Annotated in this window: 13 protein-coding genes; 6 read left to right on the forward strand and 7 right to left on the reverse strand. The window is 58.0% G+C overall.

The features are described 5' to 3' along the window. Positions 1-268 precede the first annotated feature (268 nt). Genes ACYVIT_RS25730 through ACYVIT_RS25740 form a run of 3 tightly spaced genes read right to left on the reverse strand, consistent with a single transcriptional unit; the run spans position 269 to position 2,173 of the window. Positions 269-1,159, reverse strand: a complete 891-nt coding sequence (locus ACYVIT_RS25730) for a carbon-nitrogen hydrolase family protein (protein WP_009459621.1) — start codon at positions 1,157-1,159, stop codon at positions 269-271. After that, complete coding sequence (locus ACYVIT_RS25735; RefSeq protein ID WP_009459619.1) at positions 1,156-1,764, reverse strand: GNAT family acetyltransferase; 609 nt, start codon at positions 1,762-1,764, stop codon at positions 1,156-1,158. Before ACYVIT_RS25735 ends, ACYVIT_RS25730 begins: the two co-directional genes overlap by 4 nt. Before the next feature lies 1 nt (position 1,765). Beyond that, positions 1,766-2,173 carry a ketosteroid isomerase-related protein gene (locus ACYVIT_RS25740; protein ID WP_009459611.1) on the reverse strand — a complete coding sequence of 136 codons (408 nt, stop codon included), beginning with the start codon at positions 2,171-2,173 and terminating at the stop codon, positions 1,766-1,768. A 154-nt stretch (positions 2,174-2,327) separates the two neighbouring features. Between ACYVIT_RS25740 and ACYVIT_RS25745 the strand changes: the two genes are divergently transcribed. After that, positions 2,328-3,233 (forward strand): LysR family transcriptional regulator, encoded by a 906-nt coding sequence (locus ACYVIT_RS25745; protein WP_009459605.1) that lies wholly within the window; start codon positions 2,328-2,330, stop codon positions 3,231-3,233. A 150-nt stretch (positions 3,234-3,383) separates the two neighbouring features. Here ACYVIT_RS25745 and uvrB read toward each other — a convergent pair whose 3' ends face one another. Together uvrB and ACYVIT_RS25755 are read right to left on the reverse strand one after the other, a co-directional pair. Next, the gene (gene uvrB, locus ACYVIT_RS25750; RefSeq protein WP_009459603.1) at positions 3,384-5,360 is read right to left on the reverse strand and encodes an excinuclease ABC subunit UvrB; all 1,977 of its coding nucleotides are present in this window, start codon (positions 5,358-5,360) and stop codon (positions 3,384-3,386) included. 374 nt (positions 5,361-5,734) lie between these two features. Further along, on the reverse strand, positions 5,735-6,166 hold the full coding sequence (locus ACYVIT_RS25755) for a DUF488 domain-containing protein (protein WP_009459601.1): 432 nt from the start codon (positions 6,164-6,166) through the stop codon (positions 5,735-5,737). A 492-nt stretch (positions 6,167-6,658) separates the two neighbouring features. On the opposite strand from ACYVIT_RS25755, the gene ACYVIT_RS25760 reads away from it, so the two are divergent. The 3 genes from ACYVIT_RS25760 (at position 6,659) to ACYVIT_RS25770 (ending at position 10,675) form a co-directional block, all read left to right on the forward strand. Next, positions 6,659-7,600, forward strand: a complete 942-nt coding sequence (locus tag ACYVIT_RS25760) for a LysR family transcriptional regulator (RefSeq protein ID WP_009459599.1) — start codon at positions 6,659-6,661, stop codon at positions 7,598-7,600. Between the two features lie 466 nt (positions 7,601-8,066). Further along, positions 8,067-9,281 carry a glutathione-independent formaldehyde dehydrogenase gene (locus tag ACYVIT_RS25765; protein WP_009459598.1) on the forward strand — a complete coding sequence of 405 codons (1,215 nt, stop codon included), beginning with the start codon at positions 8,067-8,069 and terminating at the stop codon, positions 9,279-9,281. A 503-nt stretch (positions 9,282-9,784) separates the two neighbouring features. Continuing rightward, positions 9,785-10,675: a LysR family transcriptional regulator gene (locus ACYVIT_RS25770; RefSeq protein WP_019726376.1), complete on the forward strand. Its 891-nt coding sequence runs from the start codon at positions 9,785-9,787 to the stop codon at positions 10,673-10,675. A 22-nt stretch (positions 10,676-10,697) separates the two neighbouring features. On the opposite strand, the gene ACYVIT_RS25775 is transcribed toward ACYVIT_RS25770, so the two are convergent. After that, positions 10,698-10,991 carry a helix-turn-helix domain-containing protein gene (locus ACYVIT_RS25775; RefSeq protein ID WP_009459591.1) on the reverse strand — a complete coding sequence of 98 codons (294 nt, stop codon included), beginning with the start codon at positions 10,989-10,991 and terminating at the stop codon, positions 10,698-10,700. On the opposite strand from ACYVIT_RS25775, the gene ACYVIT_RS25780 reads away from it, so the two are divergent. After that, on the forward strand, positions 10,949-11,764 hold the full coding sequence (locus ACYVIT_RS25780; protein ID WP_023095485.1) for a substrate-binding domain-containing protein: 816 nt from the start codon (positions 10,949-10,951) through the stop codon (positions 11,762-11,764). The genes ACYVIT_RS25775 and ACYVIT_RS25780 overlap by 43 nt on opposite strands. A gap of 118 nt (positions 11,765-11,882) precedes the next feature. Further along, positions 11,883-12,851 carry a Dyp-type peroxidase gene (locus ACYVIT_RS25785; protein ID WP_009459580.1) on the forward strand — a complete coding sequence of 323 codons (969 nt, stop codon included), beginning with the start codon at positions 11,883-11,885 and terminating at the stop codon, positions 12,849-12,851. Between the two features lie 37 nt (positions 12,852-12,888). Here the strand turns inward: ACYVIT_RS25785 and ACYVIT_RS25790 are convergent, their stop codons facing one another. Next, the gene (locus tag ACYVIT_RS25790; RefSeq protein ID WP_009459572.1) at positions 12,889-14,832 is read right to left on the reverse strand and encodes a tyrosine-type recombinase/integrase; all 1,944 of its coding nucleotides are present in this window, start codon (positions 14,830-14,832) and stop codon (positions 12,889-12,891) included. Positions 14,833-14,899: the final 67 nt, after the last annotated feature.

The raw sequence follows: 14,899 nt of genomic DNA on the forward strand, positions 1-14,899 counted from the left end.
CTTGGGTACACCGCCGCATTATACAATACTCCCCCATAGTATATGCGGCCGAACTTCGCCACAAAATCTGTGCTCTTCGAGCACGCTTACAGGCTAGTACAGATTTGTTCCCAAGAAGCGCAAAACATTCAAATTAATGAATATTTCTTGCATGTATCGACAGCATCGGGGCAAGTTCAAAACTGGTCAAACTGGAAAAATCTATGCGCAGATAGACGTGGCCTATCTAAGCCGACTCATCGAACTGAAGCTAACAAGATGAGACCGGCTAGGCGACCTGACGACCCGAATACCGAGCCTTCCGCAGTGCAGGCAACATCTGGCCGTCCCAGTCACGATCGACCGCAACCTGGGCCTGTTCCTGGTTTCGTTCGAGTGCTTCAACGTCAAGATCACCGATCGCCCATGTCTGCGTGCCGCAAGTCGTCGCGAGAATGCCATCATCCGGGAATCCACGATCCATTGGTGCATAGATCGTGGCCTCGCCAGTGTTCGTGTCCAACGCCGGACTCCAGTCAGCAGCTCCGGTCGTCACGGCCTGCGCGATGAACATTCGGTTCTCCAGCGCCCGCGCCATGCAGCCCACACGGACCCGGGTTGCACCTGCTTGGGTGTCGGTACAGCTCGGGACCAGCAGCAGGCGCACTCCCGCCTCTCTCTGGGCTCGCACGGGCAATGGAAACTCACTGTCATAGCAAACAGCGATGCCGGCACGCACACCGTTCAGGTCGAACACCTTGAGTTCGTCGCCACCTTCGATGACGCCGGTGTCCTTCTCGAACCCCGTCAACTGCAGTTTGTCCTGGTAGTCGCGTGTACCGTCAGGCGCAAACCACCAAGCTCGGTTGCGGTAGCGGTCCAAACCAACCTGGGTCAAAAACGTACCGGCCTGAATGGTCATGCACAACTCGCGCGACAGGTCGGCATACAGTGCCAGCCAAGCAGGCTGCAAGGCCTGCAGCGCGGCCAGAGAGGCGTTGAAATCACGGCGGATGCTAGGCTTGAACGTTGCAGCCAGTTCGAGGGATAGATACTCGGGCAACACGGCCAGTTCCGCTCCGCCACGGCGCGCCTCCTCCAGAACCAGTCGCTGCCGCGCAGCAAATGCCTCGAAGTCCGTCGGCTTACCCACTGCATATTTCGCAACTGCTACTTTCACTTCGCGTTCTCCAGAGAGTGCAGCCACATCGTGAGCGTCTGCTCGGTTTCGGTCGGCTCACCCACCTCCTTCCAGGGCAGCGTAACCTTCATGTCCGACTGTCGCACGTAGCCACGACGGGTCCAGAAGGCATCATTACTGCGGTAGTTGGAAGGACGCCGGGGATCGTCGTCTGCTCGATCCACCGACGCGAACGATGTCCACTGCATGCCGCCCAACGAACGGGCATGCGCTTCGCGTTCGTCAAAGAAGCGATGGCCCAGGCCAAGGCCCCGAAAGGCTGGGAGCAGGACTGATTCGCCGCAGTAAAACACTGCCTCCATCGGGATTCCTCGATCGGCGAACGGTACCTGGAAGGCCGGCTCCGTATCGCCGAGCGGCAACCCCGTGGACGCACCCACAACCACGTCATCAGCGAGCACGAGCACCAACAGGCTGTCTGCCGAACGGGCGTACATGGAAAGGTAGTGCTTCTCGTATTCGATGTCGCCCTCGTACAGGTATGGAAAGCTGCGGAAGACCTTCGCCCGCAGATGTGCCACGGTGTCGAACCATTCGGCAATGTCCGGCCCACGACGAACCAGCACCTGCACGTCGCTGGTCATTTCAGGCGTCCCCTCCGACCTGTGCGATCCAGTCGCCGAGGTTGTAGTAGTTGGTGACACGAGCGATCTTGCCATCGCGGATCTCGAAGAACGCGCCACCCGGCAGCACGTAGCGCTGGCCCTGGGCGTCCGGCAGCCCGTCGTCCGTCACCTTGTATTCGCCATGCACCACGTACTCCGCGCCTGCGCGCAGGCCGTCGGCGCTGACCATCACCACGATCCCGCGGAGTTGCTCGCCATAGCAGCGGTCCATGCGCTGCAGGAAGGCGCGGAAGGCTTCGCGACCGACCTCACGAGCGCCCTGGTTCAAATCGTGCGCGACGTCATCGGTCAACATTGACAGCATGGCCTCGCGGTCACCGCGGTTGAAGGCGTCGTAGTAGGCAGTGATGAGAGTCGCAGCGTTCATTCGCGTTCCTTGTTGGGTTGTTCGGAGCGGAGCATTCCGGGGTGCTGTCAGTCTGGGCAACCGCGCCTCCCTTGTATATGGAATTGTTGCGATTTTATAATTCCACCATCTGGAACAATTAACGAGCGGCGAAACCGACCATGAGGCGTGCGTCATGAACAAGGAAATGGAACTACTGCGCATCTTTCGGGTGGCGGCCGAAAGCAGCAGTTTTCGCGATGCAGCCGTCCGGCTGGGGACTTCTCCGCAAGGTGTCACCCGTGCCATCCAGCAACTGGAGCAACACTACGGCGAGGTGTTGTTTCATCGAAGCACGCGCCAGGTGCGCATCACCGCCTTCGGCGAAGGGCTGTTAGACCAGGTGCGCCCGGCATTGGAGCGGTTCGAGGATCTGTGGCGAACGCCTGGCTCCGACCAGCAGGCATCCCTGTCCGGTACGGTTCGCATCACCGCACCGCACAGCTTGGGCACCAGAGCGGTGCTGCCGGCACTGGAGCGCGTGGCCGCGCGTCATCCCGACATCACGCTGGATGTGCGCCTGTCCGATCGCATCAGCAATACGGTTGACGAAGGGATTGACGTCGGAATCAGGGTCGGATTCATGCGTGATAGCCGCTTCGTCGCACGCAAGGCAGCCGACATGAAACTTCCGATCGTTGCCGCTCCGCGCCTGATCAAGAAAGTGGGCGTACCTGAAAACATCGATGCGCTAAGCAGCCTGCCAGCTACCGTGGCCTTGGATATCAATACCGGCCGTCCCTGGCCTTGGCACTTCAAGGCGGGACGCCAGTGGACACCTGCCGCACCCACTCTCGTCGCCGACAATGCCGACATGGAAATGGGAGCGGCGCTGGCCGGGATCGCGTTCGCGCAACTGGCGGACTACATGGCCGCCCCCTACATTGCCAGCGGGAAGCTCGTGCGAGTGTTGGAGAGCGAAGAACCTCCGGCATGGGGGTTGTACGTCTATCGGCCTCAGCGTGGCCCCATTCCGGGAAGGGTTCGAGCGGTATTTGATGAAATGCTGGTCGCCGTTGGATCGTTGCCAGCTTTGCGCTGACACGTCGCAAGACACTGAAAGGCACACGCCCTGGAAAGCGGGGCACTGAGCCTTGGCGGCTCGCCCCTCCGGTTGAATGATGAGCCGACCGTCTGCCCGCTTGCGCCAGGTGCAGATCGGTCGGCCATGCAACCCTATGCCGGCAAACGATTAGATGTAAATGAATTGCCGGTACAAACCATCCAACTGACGACGAATATCTTCGACGCGCTGCTCGTCACCGGTATCGGTAAATTCGAGTAGCTGCTGTTCCTTGGCAGTGATCTGATCGCAAAGGTCGGACAAATTCTCGCAGAAAGCCTCGGAGTGAACGGTGGGCTCCTCCGTATTCGTCTCTTCTCCTGCTAGTTTTCGCACAGACGAGGCCGGAGAAATCCCATTTTCCTCGTTAAAGGCAATTTGAAGCTGCCTGCGCCTATTGGTTTCATCGATCGCCTGTTTCATCGCCGGAGTCACCGCGTCGGCGTACAAGATCGCCTTGCCGTTTTCATTCCGAGCGACTCGACCTATCATCTGAATGAGAGCATGGGCCGAACGCAAGAATCCTGCACGGTCTGCATCGAGAATAGCAACCAATGATGCCTCTGGAATATCCAGCCCTTCGCGCAAAAGACTAATCCCAATCAAAACATCGAACTCTCCTGCGCGCAGGCCATTGATGATCTCAACACGATCCTCCGCTTTTATGTCCGAATGCATGTAGCGCGCTCGAATCCCGTTGTCCGTCAAGAAATCCGTTAGCTCTTCTGCACTGACCTTCGTCAGCGTAGTCACGAGCACGCGATTTTTCTTCTTCACGCACTTCGATATTTCGGCAAGCAGGTCATCTATGTATCCGTCCGCTTTCCGCACCTCAACCTTGGGATCAAGCAGTCCCGTTGGTCTGATAACTTGTTCGACAACCCTGTCTTTCGACACCCTCAGCTCGTAGTCTCCCGGAGTAGCGGAAACAAAGATGGTCTGAGGCTTGACCTTCTCAAATTCACCAAAGTTCAACGGGCGATTGTTCTTAGACGAAGGCAAGCGGAACCCGTAATCTATCAACGTCTCCTTGCGCGCCTGATCCCCCCGGTACATTGCGGATATCTGTGGCACCATGACGTGGGATTCATCGACGAACAGAAGCCCATCTTTCGGCAGGTAATCCAGCAATGTGATCGGAGGCGAGGCCGGGTCCCGTTCGCTGAAGTAGCAGGAATAATTTTCCATGCCCGAACAATAGCCTACCTCGCGCATCATCTCCACGTCATGCGTGATCCGCTCGTACAGCCTGTTTGCCTCGACCAAGCGATTATTCCTGTTCAGCTCGGCAACCCGCTCTTCCATATCAGCGAGTATCTTCTTGGACGCGGAATCTATTTTATTCGTGGGCGGTGCAAAAAGCGTCTTTGGCGAAACCAAGTAATGGTCAATTGCCCCAAGCGTTTTACCTGTAACAGGGTCTAGCCATTGAACAGACGCAACAGAGTCATCCAGCAGTTCCACCCGAACTGCCCTATGCTCGGAATCAGCAGGAAAGATATCGATCACATCACCTTGAGCGCGAAACGTTGCACGTTTGAGAGTGCGCTCAGTGCGATCATATTGCAGCAGAGCCAAACGACGAATCAGCTCTCTCTGGTTTAGTTTGACCCCAGGGGACAGAGCGATCTGCAACGCTCGGTACGCCTCCGGGTCACCCAGGCCGTAGATTGAAGACACCGAAGCGACGACGATCACATCGCGGCGCTCAATCAAGGATTTGGTCGTGGACAGGCGTAGGCGCTCAAGGTGATCGTTGATGGCCGAGTCCTTTGGAATGAAACGATCGGTGCCCGGCATATAAATCTCGGGCTGAAAATAATCGTAGTAGGAAACGAAGTACTCGACAGCATTCTCAGGAAAGAAGTGCTTCATTTCACCATAAAGCTGCGCGGTCAATGTCTTGTTAGGAGCCAAGATCAACGTGGGCCGCTTCAGACGATGAATCACATTGGCCATCGTAAAGGTCTTACCAGAGCCGGTGATACCCTTCAGCGTCTGGTGTGTCGCACCTTCTTCTATGTCCGATAGCAGGCGCGCTATCGCCTCTGGCTGGTCCCCCGCCGGCGTATAGCTGGAGTGCAGAATGAACGTACCGGTTGACATTAGATATCTCCTAATTGAGCTACTTCAATTTGTCCTGATGTATCGGCTATTTCGGAAGACCTATAGCAGTACCAAACTGGGGTGTAAATGACGGCGATCCTGCCACGCCCCACCTGGGCGTAGGCGTCGCCAACATGATAGCCCAACACACGGGCGGGCTTCCCAGTGCATATCCGCCGAGCGCCACGACGTCAGCCAGCGGCCCGTCTGCCAATGCACCTGGAGCTACTCGCCTCGTTCAGCGCCGACATCGAGTCGTGGCGGGCGAGATTGCTCTGTACGCCCCATGTGTGGCGGCGGCTCCCGCCGATGCGCGCCTTTGCCTCTCTCAGCCATCAAGACGAGACGCCGGAGGCGTGGAGCTACGTCACCTGCTAAAGATGCACGATCTCAACATTCGGCCATTTGCCTGCAAGGTACTCGGCCACTAGCCTCCGATGGCAGTGATGGGGCTTGTCTTCGCTGCAAAGCAGGCAACTGTTATCAATCTTTTCTTTATCGATTGACTCAATCTTTCGGGACGACATTAAATCCAGAAACTTCCTCGCGTAGATATCCCAATCTCCCCCTTTTATTTTATATGCCTCGAACATGTCCTTGGTTGGAGCAAGTGCTGGCAGGTGCTCATATTCCATCCCACACAACGCCTCGGAAAAATACCGAAGATCCTCGCGCTTTGCGAAGCCGGCCAATTGCGAAACATTATTCAGACGAACATCGACTAGGCGTTTGGCACCAGAATCACCTAATTTGGTGAAGAAGGATCGCGCGGAGGTCTTAGTGAATCCAATCGTGAATATCTTCATCTGCCTTACTCCACTCGTTCCTTCATCCATAAATGGCTGTTATTGATCTGCCGCCAGGTACGCCCGTCAATCGCAGCCAAGGAAACGCCGGGGGCATGGCGTACTAGCTACTCCACAACGGCCACGGCAGGCTCCATTCTCTGGCCGCTTCAACGACTCGCGGCCACGACCCGAGCAGCTCAAGAGCTTAGCACCGCCTTTTGCGGTTGCGTGCTTCACCACTCCCGCTTCTTCCCTTCCAGAACGCGCCAACTGCTAAGCTACATGAGGACGACTCGCCCTACAGCGCGAAGCACCTGTGTTCGCGCTATTGGCTGTCCCGTGCGTTGTGGTGCTGGCCGCCGATGACGAGCCGAGCCTACTGAATGGGCACTGCGCACAACAGCCTTTCATGCGTGCCACCTGCGTGATCAAGGTTGAACGCAGATCGAAGCGTGCACAGGTTTTTTCATAAAAGTATAAAATTCAATCAACTCTATCAGAAGAAAATCTATGATCGTAAGAAACTTTGAATACTTGCTTGCTTTGCACCGTGAAGGCCATTTTGGCAACGCGGCAAAAAGCTGCAATGTTTCTCAGCCGACACTCTCCGCGGGCATCAAGCAATTGGAGGAAGACATGGGTGTCGAGATCGTGCGTCATGGCCGACGCTACGACGGGCTCACTTCTGAAGGAATGCGCGTACTGTCTTGGGCTCAGCAGATGTATGACGACTGCAAAGGACTGGAGCGAGAAATCTCCGCACTACGGCGGGGTATAGAGGGGAAATTCCGGCTAGGGATACTCCCAGGAACTGCCGGCGTAGCACCCACATTAAGCATCGCCCTTGCCGAAAAAACACCTTTACTTCAACAATCAATTCTGGTCTCCGGCGCTTCTTCCCTGCTGCAGGCGATTCGAGAAAACAATCTGGATATCGCACTCATGCATTTGGAGGATATTCCAGGGGAAGACTTCGATACTCACCTTCTGTACCGTGAACGCATTTTCCTTTTTCACGCCGCTAGAACACAGCAACCCCGAAGCACAACGTGGGACCATGTTCTTAATAGACAACTGTGCCTGCTGAACTCGGCAGTACCTGAATCCATTCAAGATAGACTGACGCAATGTACCGCACAGACTATTCGCACTGATTCAATTGACGTGCTATCGGCACACGTGGCGACAGGAAAATATTCGGCAGTTCTTCCGCAATCTCTCGCCGGCCAACTCGCACACATTCCGAATCTCCACGCAATCGGTATCAGTGGACCAATGTCACACTCAAATGTCGGATTCGTTGCTGGGAAAAATGCGTTCGAGGCACCGTCATCGCACGCATTGCTCGAAATGGTGCACACCCCAGAACTGGCCGCCGCTCTTCAATCCGTTATATCGATCCATCGTCGGTTCCAGCCCAAAGCAGACTCATCCCAAAGCCCCTTGAAATAGCGAGTCTCGAAGAGCAACGCTGTATTGCTTCAACCAGGCAAAGATGGCAGGCACGCCGTGTGCGCCGCTAACAGGCGCCACGTGCTGAGCAACCCATCGAAGGCCACCAGGTCTAGGGGCAACACGGGCGACAGGAGTACCTGCTGCATGCGGCCTCCTCATGTCTCGCTGGGTCAAGCTGACTATTCCTAGATCAAGCTAGGAGGCGCGATGTAGTGATGATCGTTGTCCTCTCCCAGCTAGGAGACGAGCACGGCTCGACGAGCCCGTGTAGATAGATCGTGTCTATCTGCACATAGATTATTCCAGTTTGACCACTTCTGAGCTTGATCCGATGCTGTCAAGACCGCAGAAGGAGACGCGGCCAACGGCTAGGCAGTACCACGATCGTTCTTCTTGACAGCGGTAAGTCTCGTTTCCCACTTCGATTTAGAAGATGGAAACATTAACGCACAGAGGTGACGAAATGACTCCGACCGGTAACCGAATCGTGACTTTCGAGAAGCCCTTGGAAATGAAGGTCAACACCTTCAAATTTCCAGAGCTGATAACCCCTCAAGGGAAAAGTGCACCCCACGGCGCTATCCTCAAAATAGTTACCACAAATATCTGTGGCAGCGACCTTCACATTTATCGCGGTTCGTTTGCTGTTCCCAAGGGAATGACCATGGGCCATGAAATGACCGGCGAAGTGATCGAAGTGGGATCAGACGTCGAAGTCGTGAAGAAGGGCGACATCGTTTCCGTCCCCTTCAATGTGGGTTGTGGGCGTTGCTACAACTGCAAGCATATGCGCTCCGATGTATGCGAGAACACCAACCCCGAAATCGACTGCGGAGCCTACGGGTTCAACCTCGGTGGCTGGACGGGGGGCCAAGGTGATTATCTCTTCGTACCGTATGCGGATTTCAATCTCCTGCGCTTTCCTGACAAGGATGCCGCCATGGAAAAGATCCGCGACCTGACCCTTCTCTCTGACGTACTACCCACAGCTTTCCATGGGTTCGCTGGCCCTGATTGGCCAGCCGCACCGGCCTACGTCGTCGGCGAAAACATCCTGATCTTCGGTGCCGGGCCGGTCGGCAGAGCGGGTGCCGCCTGCGCCAGACTTCTGGGTGCAGGCGCCATCATCGTTGCCGATTACATTCAAGAGCGGCTGGACCTTCTCAAGCCACACGGCGTGGAAACCATCAACCTTTCCGACGGCGTGCCGATCGAGGAACATCTCGAACGCATTACCGGGCACAGGGAGGTGGATCGCGTCATCGACTATGTTGGTGTGGACTGCCGCGGGTTTGGCGCGGAGGCTGACAAGATCGTGGAGAGCGCTGTTACCAACGCAATGCTCAAATATGTCCGCTTCGGCGGAATGACCAGCACGGTCGGTGTGTACTGCGCAAACCCGATCTCGAAAGACCCGAAAGCCAAGAAAGGCCATATGGATCTGGAATGGTCCAACGCCTGGATCAAGTCGCCGCGAATGTCGGCTGGTCAATCCCCGACGGCCAATTACAACCACGCGTTAATGCGGGCGATACTGAACGATCGCATGCCTTACCTTTCGCCGATGATGAACACTAAGTTCATCAAGCTCGAAGACGCGCCCGCCGCGTACAAAGAGTTCGACGCGGGTTCTGCATACAAGTACGTCATCGACCCGCATGGTTCAGTGCGGCAGTAAGTATCCGGCGCGGGCTACGCATCAGGATGTCTCACACTTTCTGGTGAGAGACATTCTGGCTCCTCTAGTCTCCGGCCAGCAACTGAAGCCGGCGAATATTTTCGCCGGCATTTGTCTGCTGCCCCAAGGCGTTGTGATTTTGACGGGGTGCTTGCCTTGGCTCGGGCCAGGAGCAGAACCTCAGCAATCCGCAGGTGATGATCAACCGCAGGCGTGTTCGAGCGCCTGGTTCGCAATCGGTCAAGGGTCGGACGGAGAAGATGCGCGGCATCCATTGATGTGCGTGGCTGAACATAGCCTTCGCCTGATCCTGACCACCCCACGGACTTGATCAGTCTCGCCTGGTGTTGTGCCGGCCTCGGGCCATCGCACGATCAGCCCAGCCCTGGCTCATTTAGCCAGAAGTTTCCAAAGACGTGGCCGAACTCGCCGCCGCCGAAATGGCAGTCACTTCTATAGGGAGATAGCACAGTGTTGGATAAGTCGGAACGGGAGGGTGGCCTATGGAGCTGCGCCATCTTCGCTGCTTCGTAGTTCTTGCTGAGGAGCTACATTTCACGCGGGCGGCTGAGCGCTTGCATATCGAACAACCACCGCTATCACGAGCCATCAAGGAACTTGAGGACGAGTTGGGCGTAGTGCTCTTCGACCGAAACCGACGAGGAACAGTTCTGACGGCGGCGGGTGCGGTCTTCTTGCAAGATGTACGCCGTCTATTCACTGTGCTGGAACAGGCTCGTGAAAATGCCAAGGCTGTGGCATCGGGCTTGCGCGGTAGCCTGCGCATCGCAGTATCAGATGGAGCTATCGATCCACGACTGTCGGCATTTCTGGCTCGTTGTCGCGCCGAGGAGCCGGAGATCGAAATACGCTTGTCAGAAGTGCCTCTGGCAGAGCAAGTGCGCGGTTTGCGCTCGGGCGACTTCATGATCGGGTTCGCGCACACGGCCGATGTCGGCGACGGTATCGCTGCCGAGGCAATCTGGCACGACCCGCTGGTGATTGCTGTGCCAGCTCGGCACTCATTGCTCACCTACAAGGAGGTGCCACTTCAAGAACTCCAAGGCCATCCACTTGTCCTGTGCGACCCGCAGGTATGCGAGGGTTATTGCCGCGAACTCAAGCGGCTGCTCAACACGTTGGAGCACAAGCTGAATGTTGTCGAGGAAGTATCCTCACTGGACATGATGCTCACCTTGGTCGGCGCCGGCTACGGCATCGGCTTCATGACGGCGACCAAGATTCCCATCTCTCAACGGCCGGATGTGGTGATCCGCCCCTTGGCGATGGATTCTGCCGTGATCACGACCTACCTGCTTCGGCCCGACGGCAGCAATTTATCGGCTTCGGTAGAGCGATTTGTCGTTCGCCTACGCGACTCATCGGACGGTTGACGGAGCCTGGCAAGCCAGACACTCAGGGATCGGTGTCGGCACGCAGATTGCGTTCGGTCGCCGTCATCAGGTCAGCCGCGCTTATTCCGAGTGCCGTAGAAATTTTCAGTATGAGCGGAAGCGTGGGCACGTGCTCACCACGCTCGATCTTACCCATGTGAGAACGCGAAATGCTTGCCCGAGATGCGAACTCGTCTTGCGCGACTCCTTGAGCGACGCGCGCAGCGCGCACGGCCTGTCCGAAGGCTAACGCCGACTCGGATTCATACGTCGATGTGCCAGAAGGACGGCCTGGCTGAATTGTTGATTTCTGCATTAGCAGAAGCGTCAAACAATCTGCCACAATTAACCACGTTAAAGATAACGACGTTAAACTTCACTCTTTACTGCGACGCTGGTTTGCCTTTCTGGACAGATCGCTTATTGGGGGCCCTCATGCATGACGCCACCAGCCAGTTTTCCCATTTCAGGCTTGCTATCGCACCTGGAGTGCCATCCTCTTGCCTCATAACGCTTCTTGCCCTTCAGCGCGCAGAGGAGCCTGAAGTCACCATCGCGTTCTTTGAGACCTCGGGCGACGACCTGATGACGGGCCTTGAGGAAGGCCGCTACGACGCCGGAATCTCGCTTCGGAACGCTGGTGCTCCAGCCGTGAAAAGCCAGCCGCTCTGGGTCGAGAACGTGGCCGTTGCAATGCCGCTGGGGTCCCCCTTACTTGCCCAGGCGAAGATCACGCTTGCCGAGCTTCTGGACTATCCGGTGTTTCGCTGGCCGGCGGAGGCATGCCTACTGCTCGATCAGCGACTGTCTTCCCTTCCGTTGAGCCAACAGAGCGTGCAGCATGTGACTTCGTTCGAGATGATGGCGCTTTGGGTCACCGCTGGCTACGGTGTGGGGCTCTCGGCGCAATCGCGCATGGAGCGTGCCCATGCGTGGGGGATCACTATGCGACCGCTTTCAGACGGCCCCTACGAGATCGTGACATACCTGCAGCGGCCCCACGGACGAGCCAATGCTGTTTCTGAGCGGTTCGAGCACAGGGCAATGCTGGTTGCCAGGGATAGGGCGGCTTGCTCGAATATCCCATAGCCCGCTCTCGCCGAGGCTGCGTTCGGGTAATTACCGCGGCACGCACCTGTTAGCGCGCCAGTGATAGCGCTTCCATCTTTGGCAATATGATGAATTAACATGGTCTTTGGAGGCACGAATGGTTGGAAGTGGTTGGGACCGAGTACCAATTGACTCGCAAAGCATCGATGCGCCGCTGTCGCGCGCGGCGGTGTTTCTCACGTTGACGGTCGCCGAGGGCCACGAGGCCCTTCAGGCGGTCGCCGGCATCTTGGACGGGCTGGACGACCTGATCAAAACGGTGGGCTTCCGCGATCTCAACGGCCGGCTGTCGTGCATCACTGCGCTGGGATCGGCGCTATGGGACCGTTTCCAGACCGGGAAGCGCCCGAAGGAACTACGGCCCTTCGTGCCCATCGAGGGTGCCAAGCACACCGCGCCTGCCACGCCCGGCGACCTGTTCTTTCACATCCGTGCCGAACGTGAGGATCTCTGTTTTGAATTCGAGCGCCTGCTGCTGGACCAACTGGGCAGCAGCGTGACGGTGGCCGACGAGGTGGTCGGTTTTCGCTACTTCGACTCCCGCGACCTGCTTGGCTTTGTCGATGGCACGGCCAACCCGACCGGGCACGACATCGGCGCCTCGACGCTGGTCGGCAGTGAAGATCAGGCGTTCGCCGGCGGTAGCTACTTGGTGGTGCAGAAGTATCTGCACCAAATGCAGCCGTGGGCTCGGCTCGCCAAGGACGAGCAAGAGCGGATCATCGGCCGGGAGATCGTCAGCAATGTCGAATTGCCCGACGCGACGAGCGGCCAGAAATCGCACAAGACCCTCGCCACAATCGTGGACGACGACGGCACCGAGCACGACATCCTGCGCGACAACATGCCCTTCGGCCGCCCCGGCCAGGGCGAATATGGCACCTACTTCATCGGCTACTCCAGGCATCTGTGGGTGACGCAGAAGATGCTGGAGCGCATGTTCCTCGGCGATCCGCCAGGCATGCACGACCGCCTGCTCGATTTCTCGACGGCGCACACCGGCGCCGTGTTCTTCGCTCCCGCACCGCGCACGCTGAGCGAACTCGTGGAGGCGGTGCAAGCGTAATGCAGGGGCCACAAGGCCCCTGCAAGGTTTGAGAGCCCTATGCTCCGTCTAGAACTACTGCGCTATCCACCAGCCGACGAACGCTTTGCCGCACATCCTCGGGGATGGGGTAAGGGGCAATGGCCTCGGGCATATCCGCATGGTGCTGGTAGTCGCCCATGATGACCCGGATGATCGCCGGCACGTTGGTCGGCGTGACCGCATCAATGGCCGCGCGGTCCCCCAGGTCAGGGTGCGGCTGGGTCAGCATGCGGTACAGATCCCACGAATCCGCGTGCAGGCACTGGTTCATGAGCACCTGGGCCAGCTTGTGCTTGAGCGGCACCAGTTGCCAATCGGGAACACGCTGCCCCCGATTACCCAAACTGATGGACAGCAACTTGCCCGCTTTCAGTTCGCGGTTGATCTGGTCCTTGGACTTTCCAGCCAGCTTGCCGAACAGCGGGACCGGCAAGCTGCTTGGAGACTCGTAGATGGTCAGCATTTCCTCGCGCTCGCGCTGGATCGCGGACACTTCCGGCTCTGGGGCATGCGTCGGAGGCGGCGGCACCTGAGACAGCCGCTGGAACGTGATCCCGCCGCTGCTCGGGGTTACGACAATAGGCGTGGCCACGACGGGCGGGACGCCGGGAGGAGTGGGCTCGGCCATCGTGAGGGTCGCATCCATCGTTTCCTCCACTTCTGCCATTGCCGGCACCCCGTCGATACGGATGGTCAGGTGCGCGCTCGCGGCTTCCACTTCGCCCTGTTCGAGCAGGTCGAGCCGATCGGCCCAGTCCTGCATCATCCGACGGCGCGGCTCAACGTACTTGGCGTGGTTGTAGGACGAACTCACCTTATTGGGGTCGGAATGGGAAAGCTGCGCGTCCACCCAAATCTTCGGGTAGCCAATCTCGTTGAGCGCCGTCGAGATGGTGCCGCGGATGCCGTGGCCGGTCAGGCGCCCCTCATAGCCCATGAGCTGCACGGCCTTGTTGAGGGTGTTCTCGCTGATGCGCTTCTTGAGTTCGCTGCGGTGTGACAGCAGGTACCTCTGCGCCGGCCGCATCACCCCCAGAAGATAGCGCACGATCTCGATGGCCTGCAGGGATAGCGGCACGATATAGGGGGGCACATCCTGCGGCCGCTTCCCTGCCTTGCGCATTTCATCCTGGAGCTGCTTGACGATCTGCGGCGGGATGATCCACAAGCCCCTGTCGAGGTCGAACTGTTCGGGTTCGGCCAACCGCAGTTCGCCGGTGCGCACCCCGGTCAGGAACAGCAGCCGGACGCCAAGCTGGGTCTGCCAGCCACGGGGGTTGTAGAGCCGGAGCTTCTGGAGGAACTCGGGCATCTCGGGCAGGTGCAAGTAGGGGTTGTGGGCTACCGGGGGCTTGGGTTCGGCTACCACGTCCAGGTCTGCGGCCGGGTTGACCTCCAGCCCCTCGGCGATGACCAGGGCATAACGGAACATCTGGTTGAACCAGGTGCGGACCTTTTCCGCAGTAGTGAACGCCTTGCGCTTCTCGATCGCCGCCAGGACGCCCAGAAGCTGAGGGCGGCGAATGTCATAGATCGACATCTTCCCCAGAGTGGGCAGCACGTCTTTGTTAAAGATGCGCAGGATCTGGGAAAGCGTGCTCTGACGGCCTTCCTTGAGTTCCTTACGGCGATGCTCGACCCAAGCATCGAAGACGGTCTTGAAGGTGTATTCGCCCGCCAGCTTGGCCGCGTGCCGTTTCTGGTCGCGCTCGACCTGGGGATCGATCCCCCTGGCAAGCAGGGCCTGGGCCTTGTCTCGCTCGGTCCGGGCTTCACGCAGGCTGAGGGCAGGATAGCCGCCCAGGCACAGGCGCTTTTGCTTGCCCAGCCAGTAGTAGCGGAATTGCCATGACTTGCCGCCTGCGGCTGAGACCATCAGGCCCAGGCAGTCGTTGTCGGAGAGGGTGTAGCGTTTTCCGGTGGTCTTCGCCTGCCGGACGGTCAGATCAGAGAGCGCCATTTCGAGACTCCTAAGTAATGACTTAGGCCCTATGCTCGTCATGGTTCCCGCTCAGCCCCAGCAACTA

This window comes from Bordetella muralis, assembly GCF_054781015.1.

What these genes read in the sequence shown, in the direction of transcription:
- ACYVIT_RS25735 (WP_009459619.1), bottom strand. Translation starts at nt 1,764, where the DNA reads ATGACCAGCGACGTGCAGGTGCTGGTTCGTCGTGGGCCGGACATTGCC.
- ACYVIT_RS25740 (WP_009459611.1), bottom strand. Translation starts at nt 2,173, where the DNA reads ATGAACGCTGCGACTCTCATCACTGCCTACTACGACGCCTTCAACCGC.
- ACYVIT_RS25745 (WP_009459605.1), top strand. Translation starts at nt 2,328, where the DNA reads ATGAACAAGGAAATGGAACTACTGCGCATCTTTCGGGTGGCGGCCGAA.
- uvrB (WP_009459603.1), bottom strand. Translation starts at nt 5,360, where the DNA reads ATGTCAACCGGTACGTTCATTCTGCACTCCAGCTATACGCCGGCGGGG.
- ACYVIT_RS25755 (WP_009459601.1), bottom strand. Translation starts at nt 6,166, where the DNA reads ATGAAGATATTCACGATTGGATTCACTAAGACCTCCGCGCGATCCTTC.
- ACYVIT_RS25760 (WP_009459599.1), top strand. Translation starts at nt 6,659, where the DNA reads ATGATCGTAAGAAACTTTGAATACTTGCTTGCTTTGCACCGTGAAGGC.
- ACYVIT_RS25765 (WP_009459598.1), top strand. Translation starts at nt 8,067, where the DNA reads ATGACTCCGACCGGTAACCGAATCGTGACTTTCGAGAAGCCCTTGGAA.
- ACYVIT_RS25770 (WP_019726376.1), top strand. Translation starts at nt 9,785, where the DNA reads ATGGAGCTGCGCCATCTTCGCTGCTTCGTAGTTCTTGCTGAGGAGCTA.
- ACYVIT_RS25780 (WP_023095485.1), top strand. Translation starts at nt 10,949, where the DNA reads ATGTGCCAGAAGGACGGCCTGGCTGAATTGTTGATTTCTGCATTAGCA.
- ACYVIT_RS25775 (WP_009459591.1), bottom strand. Translation starts at nt 10,991, where the DNA reads ATGCAGAAATCAACAATTCAGCCAGGCCGTCCTTCTGGCACATCGACG.
- ACYVIT_RS25785 (WP_009459580.1), top strand. Translation starts at nt 11,883, where the DNA reads ATGGTTGGAAGTGGTTGGGACCGAGTACCAATTGACTCGCAAAGCATC.
- ACYVIT_RS25790 (WP_009459572.1), bottom strand. Translation starts at nt 14,832, where the DNA reads ATGGCGCTCTCTGATCTGACCGTCCGGCAGGCGAAGACCACCGGAAAA.